Below are 19,249 nucleotides of genomic sequence, written 5' to 3' on the forward strand. Positions count from 1 at the left end.
GTCACCGACGGGCGCAGACGTTCCACCGGATACCGGGAGTCTCAGCCCGCCAGCTGCGGCATCACCCGCTCCGCGAACAGCTGCAGACTCCGCCACCCCTCCTCCACCGGCATCCCGCCCGCCAGCGGATGCAGGACGAAGGAGTCCAGCCCCAGCCCCGCACACTGCTCCGGCGTGAGGATCCGGTACACGCCCTCCGCGCGCAGATCCGCGACCGTCGTCGCCGCCGATTTCACCGCCGAGCGCACGCCGCTCGACTGCCAGGAGGCGTACGTCCGCGCCTCGTGCAGGAAGTGCTCCCCGTACTCCGCCCAGGCCCGGTCCGGATCCTCGGCCACATGCAGCAGCGGTGTCTCGGCGGCGGGCATCATCACCCAGCCCTCGGTGCCGTACTCCACGAGCCGCTCCTTGTAGTACGCCTCCAGCTCCGGCAGGTGCGCGCTGGGGAAGAAGGGCAGGCCGAGCCGGGCGGCCCGGCGGGCGGCGGCCTTGGAGGAGCCGCCGACCAGGAGCAGCGGGTGGGGCTCGGTGTACGGGCGCGGGGTGATGCGGACCGTGCGGCCCCGGTAGGAGAAGGGCTCGCCCGTCCACGCCTTCAGCAGCGTCTCCAGCAGCTCGTCCTGGAGCCGCCCGCGCCGGGCGAAGTCCACGCCGAACAGGTCGTACTCCTCGGGCCGGTACCCGATCCCGGCGACCGTCACCAGCCGGCCGCCGCTCAGCAGGTCCAGCACGGCGATCTCCTCGGCGAGCCGCAGCGGGTCGTGCAGCGGGCCGATGACCGCCGAGACGGTGACCGCGACCCGCCGGGTCGCGCCGAAGACCGCCCCCGCGAAGGCGAACGGCGACGGCAGCCAGTTGTTGTCGGCCCCGTGGTGCTCCTCCGTCTGCACGGTGGTCACGCCCCGGTCGTCGGCGTACGACGCCATCTCCAGGGCCGCCCGGTAACGGGCGCCGAGCTCGGCGGGGGTGGCCCCGGGAGCGACGAGGTTGAAGCGTACGACCGAGACGGGCATGGGACGTCTCCCCCTTCACCGGCGGCTGTGCGGGGACCATAGCTGACGGGTCGTCAGACTGCTAGACGCTCTCACCGGGGAAAGGAGGGTGTGTCACGGCCCACCGCATGGGCCGTGACACACCCTGGGGGCGCTGCTCCGCGCACCCTTTGTGTCCAAGCCGATACTGGACGCGTTTTGAACCCTCCCCCAAATGAAGCTGGGGATTCCTGGCTCACGCCGCTCGGTCGCTCAGCGAGCGGTCGAGTCTGACTGCGATCAACACCAGCCGGGTTGGAACCAGCCCGGCGGGGCTTTCGCGGCCCCGCGTGGACAATGAACTGCCGGGCGGGCGGTCACGCCATACTGGGCTTGTTATGGAAATCGTCATCCTTGCTGTAGTCATCRCCGTGGTCGTGCTCGGCGCGCTCGGCGGGCTCATCGTCGGCAGCCGGCGCAAGAAGCAGCTGCCTCCGCCCCCGCCCGCAGCGCCCGACATCACCGCCCCACCGGCCGAGCCGCACGTCGGCGACGAGGCCGAGACGCCGCGGGAGGAACCGCGGCGCACGATAGAGGAGGTGGATCTCCCGGACGGCTCGGCTCCGGTCGTCGTCGAGGAGCCGCCCACCGAGGCTCCCGCAATCGAGATCCCGGAGCCCACCGCCGGCCGCCTGGTCCGGCTGCGGGCCCGGCTCTCCCGCTCGCAGAACGCTCTGGGCCAGGGCTTGCTGACCCTGCTGTCGCGCGAGCACCTCGACGACGACACCTGGGAGGAGATCGAGGACACCCTGCTGACCGCCGACGTCGGCGTGCAGCCCACCCAGGAACTGGTCGAGCGTCTGCGCGAGCGCGTGAAGGTCCTCGGCACCCGCACCACCGAGGAACTGCGCACCCTGCTGCGTGAGGAACTGATCACGCTGGTCGGCCGGGACATGGACCGCACGGTTAAGACCGAGCCGGAGGACCGCAAGCCGGGCATCGTGCTGGTCGTCGGCGTCAACGGCACCGGCAAGACCACCACCACCGGCAAGCTCGCCCGTGTCCTGGTGGCCGACGGGCAGAGCGTCGTCCTCGGCGCCGCCGACACCTTCCGGGCCGCCGCCGCCGACCAGCTCCAGACCTGGGGTGAGCGCGTCGGGGCCTACACCGTGCGCGGACCGGAGGGCGGCGACCCGGCCTCCGTCGCCTTCGACGCGGTCAAGGAGGGCAAGGAGATGGGCGCGAACGTCGTGCTCATCGACACCGCCGGCCGCCTGCACACCAAGACCGGCCTGATGGACGAGCTCGGCAAGGTCAAGCGGGTCGTGGAGAAGCAGGCCCCGGTCGACGAGGTGCTGCTCGTGCTCGACGCCACCACCGGCCAGAACGGCCTGGTCCAGGCCCGGGTCTTCGCCGAGGTCGTCGACATCACCGGCATCGTCCTCACCAAGCTGGACGGCACGGCCAAGGGCGGCATCGTGGTCGCGGTCCAGCGCGAGCTGGGCGTTCCCGTCAAGCTGGTCGGGCTCGGCGAGGGCGCGGACGACCTGGCACCGTTCGAGCCGGAGGCGTTCGTTGACGCCCTTATCGGAGAGTGAGCTGCGGACAGCGCCGGAGCGTGGGCTCCTGACGTCCGTATACAGCAGGGAAGCGCCCGCCCCCGAGATGCAGTCGGGGTCGGGCGCTTCGCTGTGTTGTGGGGCGCGACTCTAGGCCCGTGACCGGTGCGCCACATATGCCAGCGTGCCCAGTACCAGGCGGGCCTCCGGTGGCCTGGATGCCGAGTCGAGGGCGGGGGAGCGCAGCCAGCGCACCGGGCCGAGACCGCCGTGGTCCGAGGGCGGTGCCGTGATGTGCGTGCCGGGGCCGAGGCCGCGCAGGTCGAGGGCGGCCGGGTCGTCCCAGCCCATGCGGTAGAGGAGGCCGGGCAGGTCGGCGGCGGCGCCGGGGGCGACGAAGAACTGGGCGCGGCCGTCCGGGGTCACCGCGACGGGGCCGACGGGCAGGCCCATGCGCTCCAGCCGGGCCAGCGCGCGGCAGCCGGCGGGTTCGGCCACCTCGATGACGTCGAACGCCCGGCCGACCGGCAGCATCACCGAGGCGCCGGGGAACTCGCCCCAGGTCTCGGTGACCTCGTCCAGCGTCGCCCCGGCGGGAACGACCGGCGCGAAGTCCAGCGGGTGCGCGCCCGCTGCCGGGCAGTCACGGCGGCCGCAGGAACAGGCGCCCGCCGCGGCCCGGGCGCCCGGCACCACGTCCCAGCCCCACAGGCCGGTGTACTCGGCCACGGCGGTGCCGTCCGACGTGCGGCCGCGGCGGCGTGAGCCGGACCGGATGTCGCGCATGCCCCGGCTGATGCCGATCGTGAAGCCCATGCCCCCTCCAACGGGTCCGACCCACCGCTAGTTACGCAGCGGACGCGAGACGTGACTCTCTGTTCCCGCCTTCCCGGCGACGATCGGTTCACTCGGCGCCCGGAAGTGCCCAGGGTGGTGTGCCTGGCGACACGCGCCCCTGAGTGCATCGCTGCACCCGCTCCTGGGTGTCCTGTGTCAAGTGAATCGCGGTGACGCGTCCGTGAGTTCATTCGTTGGGGTGGCGAATGGTGGCGTTTCCGTGTGAGCCATGGCTGGACGGGTGATCGTAGGATTACTTTGTGTGCACGAGTCCTGGGGGCACATGCACTCGTGGGTATGCCGGAGGCAAGTCGGTATTCCGTTCGAAGGGCGACAAGGACCGGGTGGACGGCCGTACGAACCGGCATGCTGATAGGCCTTGGCGCACTCGGCGACAAGTGGTCTCAGGGATGGGGGCGTTCCAGTGAGCGGCAACGGCGGAAGCGGGACGAACGCTGCAAACGCGACGCACGCCGACAAGCGCCCGAACGAGCTGCTCACCTCCTGGTTCGTGCGCAGCGGCTGGTCCAAGGGTGAACTGGCCCGCCAGGTCAACCGCAGGGCACGCCAGCTCGGCGCCAACCACATCTCCACGGACACCTCGCGCGTGCGCCGCTGGCTCGACGGCGAGAACCCCCGCGAGCCGATCCCCAAGATCCTGTCCGAGCTGTTCTCGGAGCGCTTCGGCGTCGTCGTCTCCGTCGAGGACCTGGGGCTGCGCACGGCGCGCCAGTCCCCCTCGGCGACCGGCGTCGACCTGCCCTGGACGGGCCCGCAGACCGTGGCCCTGCTCAGCGAGTTCTCGCGCAGCGACCTGATGCTGGCGCGGCGCGGCTTCCTCGGGAGCTCGCTGGTCCTGTCTGCGGGCCCGGCCCTCATCGAGCCCATGCAGCGCTGGCTCGTCCCCTCGCCACCGGCCCCGCGGTCGGAGCCCGAGCCCGCATCAGGCCCGTCCGGGCGGGCCCGCGGCCGGCTCTCCAAGCCCGAGCTGGACCTGCTGGAGTCCACGACCGTGATGTTCCGGCAGTGGGACGCCCAGTGCGGTGGCGGCCTGCGCCGCAAGGCGGTCGTCGGGCAGCTGCACGAGGTGACGGACCTGCTCCAGGAGCCCCAGCCCGAGGCCACCACCCGGCGTCTGTTCAAGGTCGCCGCGGAACTCGCCGAGCTGGCCGGCTGGATGTCGTACGACATCGGGCTCCAGCCGACGGCGCAGAAGTACTTCGTCCTCGCGCTGCACGCCGCGAAGGAGGCCGGTGACCGGCCCCTCGGTTCGTACGTGCTGTCCAGCATGAGCCGGCAGATGATCCACCTCGGCCGGCCCGACGACGCGCTGGAGCTGATCCACCTCGCGCAGTACGGCAGCCGGGACTGCGCGAGCCCGCGCACCCAGTCGATGCTGTATGCGATGGAGGCCCGCGCCTACGCCAACATGGGCCAGCCCGGCAAGTGCAAGCGGGCGGTCCGGATGGCCGAGGACACCTTCGCCGAGGCCGACGAGTGGGACGAGCCCGACCCCGACTGGATCCGCTTCTTCTCCGAGGCCGAGCTGTACGGCGAGAACTCGCATTCGTACCGCGACCTGGCCTATGTCGCCGGCCGCAGCCCCACGTACGCCTCGCTGGCCGAACCCCTGATGAAGCGGGCCGTGGAGCTCTTCGCCGAGGACGACGAGCACCAGCGGTCGTACGCGCTGAACCTGATCGGGATGGCCACGGTGAACCTCCTCCAGCGCGAGCCCGAGCAGTGCACGGTCTTCGCCTCCCAGGCCATGCAGGTCGCCAAGAAGGTCCGCTCCGAGCGGGTCAACACTCGTATCCGAAAGACGGTCGACACGGCCGCACGCGACTTCGGTGACCTCGGCGAAGTCGTCGACCTCACCGAGCGGCTGGCCGCCGAGCTGCCCGAGACCGCCGAGGCGGTCTGAGCCCCACTCTCCGGGGATCTGCCCGCGCCCCCTGAACCCCGGCCGCGGCCGGCCCTCCCGAACTGCCCGACTCGGCTCCCCCATGCCAGGTCATCGGAAGGCCGACCGCGGCCGGACCCGCTTCCGCGCGGAAGATTGCGTCACGATAACGATCGACGCGCTCACAATCCGGCAGTTCATCGAGGCGTAACACACAGAGGGCCTTCGTCACGGCGGCGAAACAACGAGGGGCTTCCACCGAAACCGCGCTGCGCCAATCTCGTGGCGCATAACCGGCCCACCCCTCATTCCGCTCGAGGCTTCGCCCGCACGGGGCCGTACCAACGACGAGGAGACGCCGATGGCACCAGCCATCACCCTTGCCGCAGAAGCACCCAAGCTGTCTGCCGCCAACACAGGGTTCATGCTCATCTGTTCCGCCCTGGTGATGCTCATGACCCCGGGCCTGGCCTTCTTCTACGGAGGCATGGTCCGCGTCAAGAGCACCCTGAACATGCTGATGATGAGCTTCATCAGCCTCGGGATCGTCACCATCCTGTGGGTGCTGTACGGCTTCTCGATGGCGTTCGGCACCGACTCCGGCCACATCATCGGCTGGAACTCGGACTGGATCGGCCTCAGCAACGTCGACAAGGGCGAGCTGTGGAGCTCGGCCGGCACGACGTACAACATCCCGCTGCTGGTCTTCTTCGTCTTCCAGCTGATGTTCGCGATCATCACACCCGCCCTGATCAGCGGCGCCCTCGCGGACCGCGTGAAGTTCTCGGCATGGGCGCTGTTCATCACGCTGTGGGCCACGGTCGTGTACTTCCCGGTCGCCCACTGGGTCTGGGGCGCGGGCGGCTGGGCCTTCGACATGGGTGTCATCGACTTCGCCGGTGGTACCGCGGTCCACATCAACGCGGGTGCCGCGGCGCTCGGTGTGATCCTGGTCATCGGCAAGCGGGTCGGCTTCAAGCGGGACCCGATGCGTCCGCACAGCCTCCCGCTGGTCATGCTCGGCGCCGGTCTGCTGTGGTTCGGCTGGTTCGGCTTCAACGCCGGCTCGTGGCTCGGCAACGACGACGGCGTCGGCTCCCTGATGTTCGTCAACACGCAGATCGCCACCGCCGCCGCCATGCTGGCCTGGCTCGCCTACGAGAAGATCCGCCACGGCGCGTTCACCACGCTGGGCGCCGCCTCCGGTGCGGTCGCGGGTCTGGTCGCCATCACCCCGGCCGGTGGTTCGGTCACCCCGATGGGCGCGATCGCCGTCGGCGCCATCGCCGGTGTCCTGTGCGCCATGGCCGTCGGCCTGAAGTACAAGTTCGGCTACGACGACTCGCTCGACGTCGTGGGCGTCCACCTCGTCGGTGGTGTGGTCGGCTCCATCCTGATCGGCTTCTTCGCCAGCGGTAAGGGCCAGTCCGATGCCGCGGGCGTCTTCTACGGCGACCACACGTTCGACCAGCTGTGGAAGCAGCTCGCCGGTGTCGGCGGTGTGCTCGCCTACTCGCTGATCGTCTCGGCGCTCCTCGCCTTCATCCTCGACAAGACCATCGGCATGCGGGTCCCCGAGGACGACGAGATCGCCGGCATCGACCAGGCCGAGCACGCCGAGACCGCATACGACTTCAGCGGCGCCGGTGGCGGTGCCGCCAAGACCGGCACCGTCGCGGCCGCCGTGGCCGGCGCCGAGAGCAAGAAGGTGGACGCATGAAGCTCATCACCGCCGTCGTCAAGCCGCACCGGCTCGACGAGATCAAGGAAGCCCTCCAGGCCTTCGGCGTGCACGGCCTGACGGTCACCGAGGCCAGCGGCTACGGTCGGCAGCGGGGCCACACCGAGGTCTACCGCGGTGCCGAGTACACCGTCGACCTGGTCCCGAAGATCCGCATCGAGGTCCTGGTCGAGGACGACGACGCCGAGCAGCTGATCGATGTCGTGGTCAAGGCGGCCCGAACCGGCAAGATCGGTGACGGCAAGGTCTGGTCCATCCCGGTCGACACGGCCGTACGGGTCCGGACCGGCGAGCGCGGTCCCGACGCGCTCTGAGGCAGGAAAACAGAACAGGAGTCGCTGGGTGACGGGTACGGACGTGCAGAAGGAAGCAGAAGACTCGGGACCCAGCGGCTACGCGGCGGCCCGGCTGCGTCTCCTCACCGAGGAGGCGCGGTCCGGGCCGCCGCGCCGTGCGGCCCTGGCCGAACTGACCGACGACTGGCTCACCGGCCTGTTCACCGCGGGCGCGGAGGGGCTGCGCGGGGTCTCCCTGGTCGCCGTCGGCGGCTACGGACGCGGCGAACTCTCCCCGCGCAGCGACCTCGACCTGCTCCTGCTGCACGACGGCAGCGACCCCAAGGCGGTCGCCGCCCTCGCCGACCGGCTCTGGTACCCCGTCTGGGACCTGGGCCTGGCCCTCGACCACTCCGTCCGTACGCCCGCCGAGGCCCGCAAGACCTCCGGCGAGGACCTCAAGGTGCAGCTCGGCCTGCTGGACGCCCGGCACATCGCCGGTGACCTCGGCCTCACGGCCGGGCTGCGTACGGCCGTACTGGCCGACTGGCGCAACCAGGCGCCCAAACGCCTCCCCGAACTCCAGGAGCTGTGCGCGGAACGCGCCGAGCGCCAGGGCGAGTTGCAGTACCTCCTGGAGCCCGACCTGAAGGAGGCGCGCGGCGGGCTGCGCGACGCCACCGCCCTGCGCGCCGTCGCCGCCTCCTGGCTCGCCGACGCCCCGCGCGAGGGCCTCGCCGACGCCCGGCGCCGGCTCCTCGACGTACGGGACGCACTGCACCTGACCACCGGGCGGGCGACCGACCGGCTCGCCCTCCAGGAGCAGGACCAGGTGGCCGCCGAGCTCGGCCTGCTCGACGCGGACACGCTGCTGCGGCAGGTGTACGAGGCGGCGCGGCTCGTCTCGTACGCCAGTGACGTCACATGGCGCGAGGTGGGGCGCGTGTTGCGATCGCGCGCCGTGCGGCCCCGGCTGCGCGCCATGCTGGGCGGCGGGAAGCCGACCGCCGAGCGTTCTCCGCTGGCCGAAGGCGTGGTGGAGCAGGACGGCGAGGTGGTGCTCGCCCGTGCCGCACGCCCCGAGCGCGACCCCGTCCTGCCGCTGCGCGCCGCGGCCGCCGCCGCACAGGCCGGGCTCCCTCTCTCCCTGCACGCCGTACGGCGCATGGCGGCCACCGTGCGCCCGCTGCCCGCGCCCTGGCCCGCCGAGGCACGCGAACAGCTCGTCACCCTGCTCGGCTCCGGCCGCCCGACCATCGAGGTCTGGGAGGCGCTGGAGGCCGAGGGGCTGATCACCCGGCTGCTGCCCGACTGGGAACGGGTGCGCTGCCGCCCGCAKCGCAACGCCGTGCACATCTGGACCGTCGACCGGCACCTCATCGAGACCGCCGTACGCGCCTCCGAGTTCACCCGCCGCGTCAGCCGCCCCGACCTGCTGCTGGTCGCCGCGCTGCTGCACGACATCGGCAAGGGCTGGCCCGGCGACCACTCGGTGGCCGGCGAGATCATCGCCAAGGACGTGGCCGCCCGCATCGGCTTCGACCGCCACGACGTGACGGTCGTCGCCACCCTCGTCCGGCACCACCTGCTGCTCGTCGAGACGGCCACCCGGCGTGACCTGGAGGACCCGGCCACCGTGCGCTCGGTCGCCGAGGCCGTCGGCTCCCAGGGCACCCTGGAACTGCTGCACGCGCTCACCGAGGCCGACGCCCTGGCCACCGGCCCGGCCGCCTGGTCGTCCTGGCGCGGTTCGCTCGTCGCCGACCTGGTCGAGCGGGTCTCGGCGGTGCTCGCCGGGGACGTCCCGGCCGACCCCGAGGATGCCGCGCCGACCGCCGAGCAGGAGCGGCTCGCCATCGAGGCGGTCGCGACGGGCAGCCCGGTCCTCTCCCTGCGGGCGCAGACCGAGCCGCCCGCCGGGCAGGAGCCCTCCGGCGACCCCGAGCCGCTCGGCGTGGAACTGCTCATCGCCGTGCCCGAGCAGCCGGGTGTGCTGCCCGCGGTGGCCGGTGTCCTCGCCATGCACCGGCTGACCGTACGGACGGCGGAGCTGCGGTCGCTGACCCTCCCGGACGGTGTCGACGGCACCGTCCTGCTGCTGGACTGGCGGGTCGCCGCCGAGTACGGCTCCCTGCCGCAGGCCGCCCGCCTGCGCGCCGACCTCGTGCGGGCGCTGGACGGCTCCCTGGACATCGCCGGCCGCCTCGCCGAACGGGACGCGGCCTATCCGCGGCGCCGGGGCGTGGTGGCCCCGCCGCCCCGGGTGTCGGTCCACCCCGCCGCATCCCGGCTGGCCACCGTCATCGAGGTCCGCTCCCAGGACGCCCCGGGCCTGCTGTTCCGCATCGGCCGCGCCCTGGAGGACGCGAGCGTACAGATGCGCAGCGCGCACGTCTCGACGCTCGGTGCCAACGCCGTGGACGCCTTCTACGTCACCGGCCCTGAGGGCGCGCCGCTGCCCGGCGACGAGGCCGAGTCGGTGGCGCGGAAGCTGGAGGAGACCCTGCGTGGGTGAGGGCGACCCGGCGACTTGTCACGCCGGGATACCCTGGAGGGCGATTCCCCAGTCTGTCTCCGACCCCGAGGACCGCGAGCGCCGTGTTCGATACTCTTTCCGATCGCCTCTCAGCGACCTTCAAGAACCTGCGCGGCAAGGGACGGCTCTCCGAGGCGGACATCGACGCCACGGCGCGCGAGATCCGGATCGCGCTGCTCGAGGCGGACGTGGCGCTTCCGGTCGTCCGGACGTTCATCAAGAACGTCAAGGAGCGCGCCCTCGGCGCCGAGGTCTCCAAGGCGCTGAATCCGGCCCAGCAGGTCCTCAAGATCGTCAACGACGAACTGGTCACCATCCTCGGCGGTGAGACCCGGCGCCTGCGCTTCGCCAAGCAGCCGCCCACCGTGATCATGCTGGCCGGTCTGCAGGGTGCCGGTAAGACCACCCTCGCGGGCAAGCTCGGCCACTGGCTGAAGGAGCAGGGCCACTCGCCGCTGCTGGTCGCCTGTGACCTCCAGCGCCCGAACGCCGTGAACCAGCTCAGCGTCGTCGCCGAGCGCGCCGGTGTCGCGGTCTACGCGCCCGAGCCGGGCAACGGCGTCGGCGACCCGGTCAAGGTCGCCAAGGACTCCATCGAGCACGCCAAGTCCAAGGTCCACGACATCGTCATCGTGGACACCGCCGGCCGCCTGGGCATCGACCAGGAGATGATGCAGCAGGCCGCGGACATCCGGGACGCGGTCAGCCCCGACGAGATCCTGTTCGTCGTCGACGCGATGATCGGTCAGGACGCCGTCAACACCGCCGAGGCCTTCCGCGACGGCGTCGGCTTCGACGGCGTGGTGCTCTCCAAGCTCGACGGTGACGCCCGCGGTGGTGCGGCCCTGTCGATCCGGCAGGTCACCGGCAAGCCGATCATGTTCGCGTCGAACGGCGAGAAGCTCGACGACTTCGACGCCTTCCACCCGGACCGGATGGCCTCCCGCATCCTCGACATGGGTGACCTGCTCACCCTGATCGAGCAGGCGGAGAAGACCTTCGACCAGGCCGAAGCCCAGAAGATGGCCGAGAAGCTGGCCTCCAAGAAGGGCCAGGACTTCACCCTCGACGACTTCCTGGCCCAGATGGAGCAGGTCAGGAAGATGGGCTCCATCTCCAAGCTGCTCGGCATGCTCCCGGGCATGGGCCAGATGAAGGACCAGATCAACAACCTCGACGAGCGGGACGTCGACCGCACGGCCGCGATCATCAAGTCGATGACCCCGGTCGAGCGCCAGGACCCGACGATCATCAACGGCTCGCGGCGCGCCCGGATCGCGCGGGGTTCCGGTGTCGACGTCAGCGCGGTGAAGAACCTGGTCGAGCGGTTCTTCGAGGCCCGCAAGATGATGTCCCGCATGGCCCAGGGCGGCGGCATGCCCGGGATGCCCGGCATGCCGGGCATGGGCGGCGGTCCCGGCCGGGCGAAGAAGAAGCAGAAGCAGGCCAAGGGCAAGCAGCGCTCCGGCAACCCGATGAAGCGCAAGCAGCAGGAGCAGGAGGAGGCCGCCCGCCGTGCGGCCGCCGCCGAGGGCGGAGGCGCCTTCGGGCTGCCGCAGCAGGGCGCCAAGGACTTCGAACTCCCCGACGAGTTCAAGAAGTTCATGGGCTGATTGAAGAAGTTCACCGGCCGGCCGCTCGTTTCCGTACGGCGCGGGTTCCTGAACGGCGCTGAGGGCGCCCCCCTTTTCGAAGGGGGGCGCCCTCAGTGGTTCGTCGCCGGCTCGCCGGTCAGCCGTTCGGGAACTTCCAGATGTACGGCTCGCCGTCCTCCTCGGACCAGTGGACCTCGACGCTCTTGGCGTTCGCCGGGATCACGTACGTCTCGCAGAAGACGTGGCTCTCGCCCTGCTTCCAGCTCTCGACGTCGTACGGGTCCTCGCAGCCCGTCGCGTCGTCGGACGCGCCGATGAGGACGCTGCCGCGCTGCCCGTCGGCGAAGACCGTGGTGCCGTCGTGCACGTCGGAGCCGTCGGTGAGGGCGGGCCCGCTCTTGTGCGTGTACTTCACGTGGGCGACGGCCAGCACCATGCCCTTGACCTTGTCCGGCTCCGACACGGCCTTGGCCGCCTCCGCCTCGGTGCCCACGTCGACCTGCTGCGCCACGACGTCGTAGGTGACCGCTCCCGGGTCCTCCGCGACCTTGCCCGTGGCGCTCTCGCCGGTCCCCAGCTCGCCACCGGACGTCGGCTCCGGCGACGGGAAGACCTTGGCCTTCTCGGTGTCCGGGCTCTTCGCGTCGGCCTTGTCGTCGCCGCCACCGCAGGCGGTGAGCGTCAGAGCGAGGACGGCGACGGGCGCGACGAGACGCAGCGCGGTCTTGTGGTGCGGCAAAACAGCTCCTGTATGCAGATGTGTAGGTCCCCCGAGCGGTGGATCACATTAAGCGTTCATGATCAACCTGGTGAAACCCAAAGGACCTCATGGTGCTTTCTTCACACCATTCACACCTGCACTGAAGACCTGCTCGTCACCGTGTCCGGGCGATCAGATACCGGAACACGTTCGGCATCCACACCGTCCCGTCCTGCCGCTGGTGCGGATGCAGCGCCTCGGTCAGCTCCTTGTCCACCTGCACCTGGTCCGTCGCCGTGATCGCCGCGTCGAACAGCCCCGTCGACTTGAGCCCGCGCACCGCGCTGTCCACATCGGCGTACCCGAAGGGGCACGCCACCCGCCCGGACCCGTCCGGCTTGAGACCGGCCCGCTGGGCGACGTCCTCCAGGTCGTCGCGGAGGGCGGGGCGCCAGCTGCCCGTGCTGCGCAGCGGCTCCGCCAGCTTGGTGGCGACCCGCAGCACGGACGTCGTCGCGCATCGCTCCGGCGGACCCCAGCCGGCCAGCACCACGGCCGCTCCGCGCCCCGCCAGCGGCGTCGCCTCCGCGAGCAGCCCGCCCAGCCCCTCCGAGTCGCCCGCGAGGCACCCGATCGGCTCGAAGGCGGTCACCAGGGTGTACGCGGGAGCGCCCGGCTCCAGCGTGTCCCGGGGGGAGCCGTCGACCAGCCGGGCTCCCGCACGCGCGCGCGTGGCCCCGGCCTCGGGCAGCAGCCGCTGCCGTGCGAGGGCCATTCTTTCGGGGGATGCGTCGACACCGGTGACCGCCGCTCCCCGGGCGGCGGCCATCAGCAGGGCGAGTCCGGAACCGCAGCCGAGGCCGAGCAGCCGCGTCGCGGGACCCACGTCCAGTCGCTCGTAGACGGCCTCGTAGAGCGGTACGAGCATCCGCTCCTGGATCTCGGACCAGTCACGCGCGCGTGCACGCAGGTCCACGCGGGGTGCGGCCCCCGCGTGAGGCAGCTGCTGCCGCACGAGCGTAGGTGTCATAAGTAAGCGCCCCAATCCGCCGAGAGTTGCCTCTTGCCCGATTCCATGGCCCCCGTGACAGTGCGCTCGCACTACCCCCGTATGCCAGGAAACTCCCCCCTCGACCTGTCGTCCAGTGGAATGCGGCTCGGTATATGAGTTGTCATGTGCCTATGGCGAGATTTCACATTCCGGCAACGCGGGCCCGTACCATCTCGCCATGGCCAAGGCACCCGTACTCACCCCCCAGGCGGACGATTTCCCGCGCTGGTACCAGGACTTGATCACCAAGGCGGAGCTCGCCGACAACGGACCGGTGCGCGGCACCATGGTCATCCGACCGTACGGGTACGGGCTGTGGGAGCGGATGCAGGCCGAGATGGACGCCCGCATCAAGGAGACCGGCACCCAGAACGCGTACTTCCCGCTCCTGATCCCGCAGTCGTACCTCACCCGCGAGGCGGACCACGTCGAGGGCTTCGCGCCGGAACTCGCGGTCGTCACGCACGGCGGCGGCAAGGAACTCGAGGAGCCGGCGGTCGTCCGACCCACCTCCGAGATGATCATCAACGACTACTTCTCGAAGTGGGTGCAGAGCTACCGCGATCTGCCGCTGCTCATCAACCAGTGGGCGAACGTCGTGCGCTGGGAGCTGCGGCCCCGCCTCTTCCTGCGGACCACCGAGTTCCTCTGGCAGGAGGGCCACACCGCGCACGCCACGTACGAGGAGGCGCGCGATTTCGCCGCCCACATCCACCGGCGGGTCTACGAGGACTTCATGGTGAACGTCCTCGCGATGGACGTCGTCCCCGGCCGCAAGACCGTCAAGGAGCGGTTCGCCGGCGCGATCAACACCCTCACGCTCGAAGGCATGATGGGCGACGGCAAGGCCCTGCAGATGGCCACCAGCCACGAACTGGGCCAGAACTTCGCCAAGGCCTTCAACACGCAGTACCTGTCGAAGGACGGCCGGCAGGAGCTGGTCTGGCAGACCTCCTGGGGTTCCACGACCCGCATGATCGGCGCCCTGGTGATGATGCACGGCGACGACAACGGCCTGCGCGTCCCGCCGCGGCTGGCGCAGATCCAGGCCGTGGTGCTCGCGATCAAGGGCGATGAAGCGGTTCTGGCCAAGGTCCGCGAGCTCGGCGACCGGCTGAAGGCGGCCGGGATCCGTGTCCACGTCGACGACCGCACCGACACCCCCTTCGGCCGCCGCGCCGTCGACTGGGAGCTCAAGGGTGTGCCGGTCCGCATCGAGATCGGCCCGCGCGACCTGGAGAACGGCACCGCGATGCTGGCCCGCCGTATCCCGGGCGGCAAGGAGCCGGTCTCCCTGGACGCCCTGGTGCCGTTGTTGCCGAAGGTCCTCGAAGAGGACCAGGCGCTGCTGTTGAAGCAGTCCCGGGAGCGCCGCGAGTCCCGTACCACCGAGGTCGCGACGATCGACGAGGCCGTCGAGGTGGCCGGCGCCGGCGGCTGGGCGCGCATCCCGTGGGCGGTGCTCGGCGAGGAGGGCGAGGCCAAGCTGGCCGACCACGCGGTGACCGTACGGTGTCTGGTCGCCGAGGACGGGTCGGTGCCGGACGCCGACGACGCACCCGGTAACGTCGCGGTCGTCGCACGCGCTTACTGAGTGGGGCGCAAGGCGACCGAAATGCCTCTTGCGTAACTGCGGAACCCAAAGTCCCCGGCGCACAGACATCATCTACGCGCCGGGACGTACGCGGGACTACGCACCACCTTGTGGTGAGCTGCGAGGCTTCTCCCCAGATCAGCGCACCCGCCCTCGTCGGGACGCATCAGAGGCAACTGACGGGTACGTGCAAATTATTTGGGATGCCCCGGAATCGGAACACTGGGGCACCCCGGCTCGTTGTCATTACGTGAGCACGACACAGACACCACCTGTTCTCGCCGCAGAGCTGGCACAGGCGTGGGCCGACATTCAGCGGTACCACCCCGAGCTGCCCGACCTTGCCGCGCCAGAGTCCCTGATCGGGGAGTCGTCGTCCGCGTGCGGTCACGAGCTCTCCTTCGAGCGACTGCTCCATGAGGCAGTCCATGGCATCGCCGCCGCCCGCGGCGTCCGCGACACCTCCCGTGCCGGCCGCTACCACAACCGCAGATTCCTCGCGATCGCCGAGGAGCTGGGCCTGGACCACCCCGAGGAACCGCATCCCAGCAGCGGTTTCTCCCTGGTCACGCTCACCCCCGAGGCGAAGCGCCGCTACCGCCCGACGATGGAGCGCCTCCAGCGCGCCCTGAAGGCCCACACGGCCGCGACCTCATCCGACACCTCCCGCACCTTCCGGGGCCCGGCCGCCCGGCACGGCTCCTCCGGCGGCGGCGTCCGCGTCAAGGCGGTCTGCGACTGCGGCCGCAACGTACGCGTCGTACCGTCGGTCCTCGCCCAGGCGCCCATCGTCTGCGGCGGCTGCGGCAAGCCGTTCCGGATCCCGGACGTCGTGGGAGCGGGGGCGGTGGCCGGCTGACGTCCACAACCGGCATCTCGTGGCTGCCGGTCGGGACAGCGCGCAGGGCACCCGACGTACCTCACCTCCACGCCGGGTGCCGGCTCGGCGTGCCCGCACGGTGCCTCACCCCTGGCCAAGAGTGACCCCCAGGGTGTGGCACAATGGCTAGCTGTACTCGACAGCCGCACAGGACCCCTCTCTCCTCCGGCTGACGCGTCCATCGGGCACTCGGGTACCGCAACCCCACGCGGCCATCTCGCCGTGCCCAACCACGTCAAATCCAGGAGAACCCACTCCCGTGGCAGTCAAGATCAAGCTGAAGCGTCTGGGCAAGATCCGTTCGCCTCACTACCGCATCGTCGTCGCCGACTCCCGTACCCGTCGTGACGGTCGTGCGATCGAGGAGATCGGCAAGTACCACCCGACGTACAACCCGTCGGTGATCGAGGTCGACGCCGAGCGTGTGGCGTACTGGCTCGGTGTCGGCGCGCAGCCGACCGAGCCCGTGATGGCCATCCTCAAGAAGACCGGCGACTGGCAGAAGTTCAAGGGCGAGCCCGCCCCGGCTCCGCTGCTGACGCAGCCCGAGAAGGCCGCGCGTCCGTCGTTCGAGGCTCTCGGCGGTGACGACGAGGGCAAGGGTGAGGCGATCACCCAGAAGAAGAAGGCTGAGAAGAAGGACGAGGCTTCCGCCGAGTCCGCTTCGACCGAGGCCTGAGCATGCTCGAGGAGGCTCTCGAGCACCTCGTGAAGGGCATCGTCGACAACCCTGACGATGTGCAGGTCGCCTCGCGCGACCTGCGCCGCGGGCGGGTGCTCGAGGTCCGGGTCCACCCGGACGACCTCGGCAAGGTGATCGGCCGCAACGGCCGCACCGCACGCGCCCTGCGTACCGTCGTGGGCGCCATCGGCGGTCGCGGTGTCCGCGTCGACCTCGTCGACGTGGACCACGTCCGCTGACGCTTATCGCAACCGGCTCGGGCCGGGGAGGGCCTGAGGGCCGTCCCCGGCCCGCAGTCGTATGACAGGAGACTGGACACGTGCAGCTGGTAGTCGCACGGATCGGCCGTGCCCATGGCATCAAGGGCGAGGTCACCGTCGAGGTACGGACCGACGAGCCGGAACTGAGGCTCGCCCCCGGCGCCGTACTCACCACCGATCCCGCTTCCGCGGGACCGCTCACCATCGAGACGGGCCGCGTCCACAGCGGCCGTCTCCTGCTGCGCTTCGAGGGCGTCAGCGACCGCACCGGCGCCGAGGCCCTGCGCAACACCCTCCTGATCGCCGATGTCGACCCGGAGGAACTGCCCGAGGGCGAGGACGAGTACTACGACCACCAGCTGATCGACCTCGACGTGGTCACCGCGGACGGCACGGAGGTCGGCCGGATCACGGAGATCTCGCACCTGCCCACCCAGGACCTGTTCATCGTGGAACGTCCGGACGGCAGCGAGGTGATGATCCCCTTCGTCGAGGAGATCGTCGCCGAGATCGACCTGGAGGAGCAGAAGGCCGTCATCACCCCGCCGCCGGGCCTGATCGACGACCGCGCCGAGATCGCCTCCAGCCGGGAAGACGTCTCCGGCCGGGAAGAGTCGTGATGCGCCTCGACGTCGTCACGATCTTCCCCGAGTACCTGGAACCGCTGAACGTCTCCCTCGTGGGCAAGGCACGCGCGCGTGGACAGCTGAACGTGCACGTCCACGACCTGCGCTCGTGGACCTACGACCGCCACAACACCGTCGACGACACGCCCTACGGCGGCGGCCCCGGCATGGTCATGAAGACCGAGCCCTGGGGGGAGGCGCTGGACTCCGTCCTGGCCGACGGCTATGAGACCGGCTCCCACGCGCCGGCCCTCATCGTGCCCACGCCCAGCGGCCGCCCCTTCACCCAGGAGCTCGCCGTCCACCTCTCCGAGCGCCCCTGGCTGATCTTCACGCCGGCCCGCTACGAGGGCATCGACCGCCGGGTCGTCGACGAGTACGCGACGCGGATGCCGGTGTACGAGGTGTCCATCGGCGACTACGTCCTGGCCGGCGGCGAGGCGGCCGTCCTGGTCGTCACGGAGGCCGTGGCGCGGCTGCTGCCCGGCGTCCTGGGCAACGCCGAGTCCCACCGGGACGACTCCTTCGCACCCGGAGCCATGGCGAGCCTGCTGGAAGGGCCCGTCTACACCAAGCCGCCCGAGTGGCGCGGCCGGGACATCCCCGACGTGCTGCTCAGCGGCCACCACGGGAAGATCGCCCGGTGGCGGCGGGACGAGGCCCTGAAGCGCACGACGGCCCACCGGCCCGACCTCATCGAGCGCTGCGACCCCAAGGCCTTCGACAAGAAGGACCGCGAGATGCTGTCCATCCTGGGCTGGGAACCGGACCCCGAGGGGGAGCCGTACGGCCGATTTTGGCGCAGGACCGACGGCGTGGAAGAATAGCCAGCTGTTGTGCGTCCGTCCGGCGCGCGCCCCTGCCACAGGGGGAGACGACGCCCGCTCCGACTCGCACAGCCCTGATCCGATCCACCTAGTTTCCGTTGATGACCTGTGGCATCAGCGAGGAAAGCAGACGAAATGTCTCACCTGCTCGACACCGTCGACACCGCGTCGCTGCGCAGCGACGTCCCCGCCTTCCGCCCGGGCGACACGGTCAACGTGCACGTCCGCGTCATCGAGGGCAACCGCTCCCGTGTGCAGCAGTTCAAGGGCGTCGTGATCCGCCGCCAGGGCTCCGGCGTCCGCGAGACCTTCACGGTCCGCAAGGTCTCCTTCTCCGTCGGCGTCGAGCGCACCTTCCCGGTGCACACCCCGATCGTGGAGAAGATCGAGCTCGTCACCAAGGGTGACGTCCGCCGCGCCAAGCTGTACTACCTGCGCGAGCTGCGCGGCAAGGCCGCGAAGATCAAGGAGAAGCGCGAGAACTGAGCGCTCTCCGGGGTTCGTGTCGGGGCCGGATAGCATCTGGCTCCGATGGACACCGAAGCTCAGCACGCGGAGCGCGACCGCTCCTCCCGCCCTTCCGACTCCGAGGACACCTCGGATCCCGGAGGGCCGGAGGAACGGTCGCGTTTCGCGTTGTCGCGTGTCACCGAGTGGGTCCCGGGCGGCCGGATCACTCTGACGCTGCTGGCCTGCCTGCTCTTCCTGCTGCTGCTCAGCACGTTCGTGCTGCGGCCGTTCCAGATCCCCAGCGGATCCATGGAACAGGGATTGAGGATCGGGGACCGGGTTCTCGTAAATAAGTTGGCGTACCGTTTCGGTGCCGAGCCGCGGCGGGGAGACATCGTGGTGTTCGACGGGACCGGGTATTTCGGGCACGCGGACTACATCAAACGCGTTGTCGGCGTGGGGGGAGACCACGTCGTCTGCTGTGACGAGGAGGGGAGGATCCAGGTGAACGGCCGGCCGGTCGACGAGTCGGGCTTCCTGTACCCCGGAGACAGCCCCTCCACGGTGCCCTTCGACGTCGCCGTCCCCGCCGGCACTCTGTTCGTCCTCGGTGACCACCGCGGCGACTCCAGCGACTCCCGTGACCACCTCGGCTCACCGGGCGGCGGCATGGTCCCGGTCGACGAGGTGATCGGCCGCGCCGACTGGATCGTCTGGCCCTTCGGCCACGCCACCCGGCTGCACCGCCCCGACGCCTACGCG

18 protein-coding genes are annotated in these 19,249 nt (G+C 70.6%); 14 read left to right on the top strand and 4 right to left on the bottom strand.

All coding sequences use genetic code 11. The features are described from left to right. Positions 1-41 precede the first annotated feature (41 nt). Positions 42-1,013 (bottom strand): LLM class flavin-dependent oxidoreductase, encoded by a 972-nt coding sequence (locus CA983_RS06990; protein WP_086600003.1) that lies wholly within the window; start codon positions 1,011-1,013, stop codon positions 42-44. Between the two features lie 356 nt (positions 1,014-1,369). Between CA983_RS06990 and ftsY the strand changes: the two genes are divergently transcribed. Continuing rightward, the gene (gene ftsY / locus CA983_RS06995) at positions 1,370-2,569 is read left to right on the top strand and encodes a signal recognition particle-docking protein FtsY (protein WP_086600004.1); all 1,200 of its coding nucleotides are present in this window, start codon (positions 1,370-1,372) and stop codon (positions 2,567-2,569) included. A gap of 111 nt (positions 2,570-2,680) precedes the next feature. On the opposite strand, the gene CA983_RS07000 is transcribed toward ftsY, so the two are convergent. Next, the gene (locus CA983_RS07000) at positions 2,681-3,346 is read right to left on the bottom strand and encodes a bifunctional DNA primase/polymerase (protein ID WP_086600005.1); all 666 of its coding nucleotides are present in this window, start codon (positions 3,344-3,346) and stop codon (positions 2,681-2,683) included. A gap of 445 nt (positions 3,347-3,791) precedes the next feature. On the opposite strand from CA983_RS07000, the gene nsdA reads away from it, so the two are divergent. The 5 genes from nsdA (at position 3,792) to ffh (ending at position 11,435) form a co-directional block, all read left to right on the top strand. Beyond that, a complete protein-coding gene (nsdA, locus tag CA983_RS07005) occupies positions 3,792-5,291 on the top strand; it encodes a transcriptional repressor NsdA (protein ID WP_086600006.1) in 1,500 nt (499 codons plus the stop codon). 340 nt (positions 5,292-5,631) lie between these two features. Beyond that, positions 5,632-6,990 (top strand): ammonium transporter, encoded by a 1,359-nt coding sequence (locus tag CA983_RS07010; RefSeq protein WP_086600007.1) that lies wholly within the window; start codon positions 5,632-5,634, stop codon positions 6,988-6,990. Then, the gene (locus tag CA983_RS07015; RefSeq protein ID WP_003993253.1) at positions 6,987-7,325 is read left to right on the top strand and encodes a P-II family nitrogen regulator; all 339 of its coding nucleotides are present in this window, start codon (positions 6,987-6,989) and stop codon (positions 7,323-7,325) included. Before CA983_RS07010 ends, CA983_RS07015 begins: the two co-directional genes overlap by 4 nt. Positions 7,326-7,353: 28 nt before the next feature. Next, complete coding sequence (locus CA983_RS07020; protein ID WP_086600008.1) at positions 7,354-9,801, top strand: [protein-PII] uridylyltransferase; 2,448 nt, start codon at positions 7,354-7,356, stop codon at positions 9,799-9,801. An 83-nt stretch (positions 9,802-9,884) separates the two neighbouring features. Beyond that, positions 9,885-11,435 (top strand): signal recognition particle protein, encoded by a 1,551-nt coding sequence (ffh, locus tag CA983_RS07025; protein ID WP_086600009.1) that lies wholly within the window; start codon positions 9,885-9,887, stop codon positions 11,433-11,435. Positions 11,436-11,553: 118 nt separating this feature from the next. On the opposite strand, the gene CA983_RS07030 is transcribed toward ffh, so the two are convergent. Both CA983_RS07030 and CA983_RS07035 read right to left on the bottom strand, forming a co-directional pair. Then, positions 11,554-12,156: a hypothetical protein gene (locus CA983_RS07030; protein ID WP_086600010.1), complete on the bottom strand. Its 603-nt coding sequence runs from the start codon at positions 12,154-12,156 to the stop codon at positions 11,554-11,556. Between the two features lie 136 nt (positions 12,157-12,292). Further along, on the bottom strand, positions 12,293-13,147 hold the full coding sequence (locus tag CA983_RS07035; protein WP_086600011.1) for a methyltransferase domain-containing protein: 855 nt from the start codon (positions 13,145-13,147) through the stop codon (positions 12,293-12,295). 199 nt (positions 13,148-13,346) lie between these two features. Here CA983_RS07035 and proS point away from each other — a divergent pair, with 199 nt between their 5' ends. The 8 genes from proS to lepB all read left to right on the top strand — a co-directional run. Next, positions 13,347-14,762: a proline--tRNA ligase gene (gene proS / locus CA983_RS07040; protein WP_086600012.1), complete on the top strand. Its 1,416-nt coding sequence runs from the start codon at positions 13,347-13,349 to the stop codon at positions 14,760-14,762. 250 nt (positions 14,763-15,012) lie between these two features. Then, positions 15,013-15,621, top strand: coding sequence for a hypothetical protein (locus CA983_RS07045; protein ID WP_010044496.1), 609 nt, complete (start codon positions 15,013-15,015; stop codon positions 15,619-15,621). Between the two features lie 280 nt (positions 15,622-15,901). Continuing rightward, complete coding sequence (rpsP, locus tag CA983_RS07050) at positions 15,902-16,321, top strand: 30S ribosomal protein S16 (protein WP_059421895.1); 420 nt, start codon at positions 15,902-15,904, stop codon at positions 16,319-16,321. 2 nt (positions 16,322-16,323) lie between these two features. Next, complete coding sequence (locus CA983_RS07055) at positions 16,324-16,563, top strand: RNA-binding protein (RefSeq protein ID WP_005479813.1); 240 nt, start codon at positions 16,324-16,326, stop codon at positions 16,561-16,563. Between the two features lie 80 nt (positions 16,564-16,643). Beyond that, on the top strand, positions 16,644-17,204 hold the full coding sequence (gene rimM / locus CA983_RS07060) for a ribosome maturation factor RimM (RefSeq protein WP_086600013.1): 561 nt from the start codon (positions 16,644-16,646) through the stop codon (positions 17,202-17,204). Continuing rightward, complete coding sequence (gene trmD / locus CA983_RS07065) at positions 17,204-18,037, top strand: tRNA (guanosine(37)-N1)-methyltransferase TrmD (protein WP_020270728.1); 834 nt, start codon at positions 17,204-17,206, stop codon at positions 18,035-18,037. Before rimM ends, trmD begins: the two co-directional genes overlap by 1 nt. A gap of 135 nt (positions 18,038-18,172) precedes the next feature. Further along, positions 18,173-18,523 carry a 50S ribosomal protein L19 gene (gene rplS / locus CA983_RS07070; RefSeq protein ID WP_086600014.1) on the top strand — a complete coding sequence of 117 codons (351 nt, stop codon included), beginning with the start codon at positions 18,173-18,175 and terminating at the stop codon, positions 18,521-18,523. Positions 18,524-18,568: 45 nt separating this feature from the next. Then, positions 18,569-19,249 (top strand): signal peptidase I (lepB, locus tag CA983_RS07075; RefSeq protein WP_086600015.1); only part of this gene is annotated, 681 nt, incomplete at its 3' end.

This window comes from Streptomyces swartbergensis, from assembly GCF_002148965.1.
GTDB classification, from domain to species: Bacteria; Actinomycetota; Actinomycetes; order Streptomycetales; family Streptomycetaceae; genus Streptomyces; species Streptomyces swartbergensis.

Excerpts from the sequence above, each read along its gene's own strand:
- CA983_RS06990 (WP_086600003.1), bottom strand. The coding sequence starts at position 1,013 with ATGCCCGTCTCGGTCGTACGCTTCAACCTCGTCGCTCCCGGGGCCACC.
- CA983_RS07000 (WP_086600005.1), bottom strand. The coding sequence starts at position 3,346 with ATGGGCTTCACGATCGGCATCAGCCGGGGCATGCGCGACATCCGGTCC.
- CA983_RS07010 (WP_086600007.1), top strand. The coding sequence starts at position 5,632 with ATGGCACCAGCCATCACCCTTGCCGCAGAAGCACCCAAGCTGTCTGCC.
- CA983_RS07015 (WP_003993253.1), top strand. The coding sequence starts at position 6,987 with ATGAAGCTCATCACCGCCGTCGTCAAGCCGCACCGGCTCGACGAGATC.
- CA983_RS07035 (WP_086600011.1), bottom strand. The coding sequence starts at position 13,147 with ATGACACCTACGCTCGTGCGGCAGCAGCTGCCTCACGCGGGGGCCGCA.
- proS (WP_086600012.1), top strand. The coding sequence starts at position 13,347 with ATGGCCAAGGCACCCGTACTCACCCCCCAGGCGGACGATTTCCCGCGC.
- CA983_RS07055 (WP_005479813.1), top strand. The coding sequence starts at position 16,324 with ATGCTCGAGGAGGCTCTCGAGCACCTCGTGAAGGGCATCGTCGACAAC.
- trmD (WP_020270728.1), top strand. The coding sequence starts at position 17,204 with ATGCGCCTCGACGTCGTCACGATCTTCCCCGAGTACCTGGAACCGCTG.
- rplS (WP_086600014.1), top strand. The coding sequence starts at position 18,173 with ATGTCTCACCTGCTCGACACCGTCGACACCGCGTCGCTGCGCAGCGAC.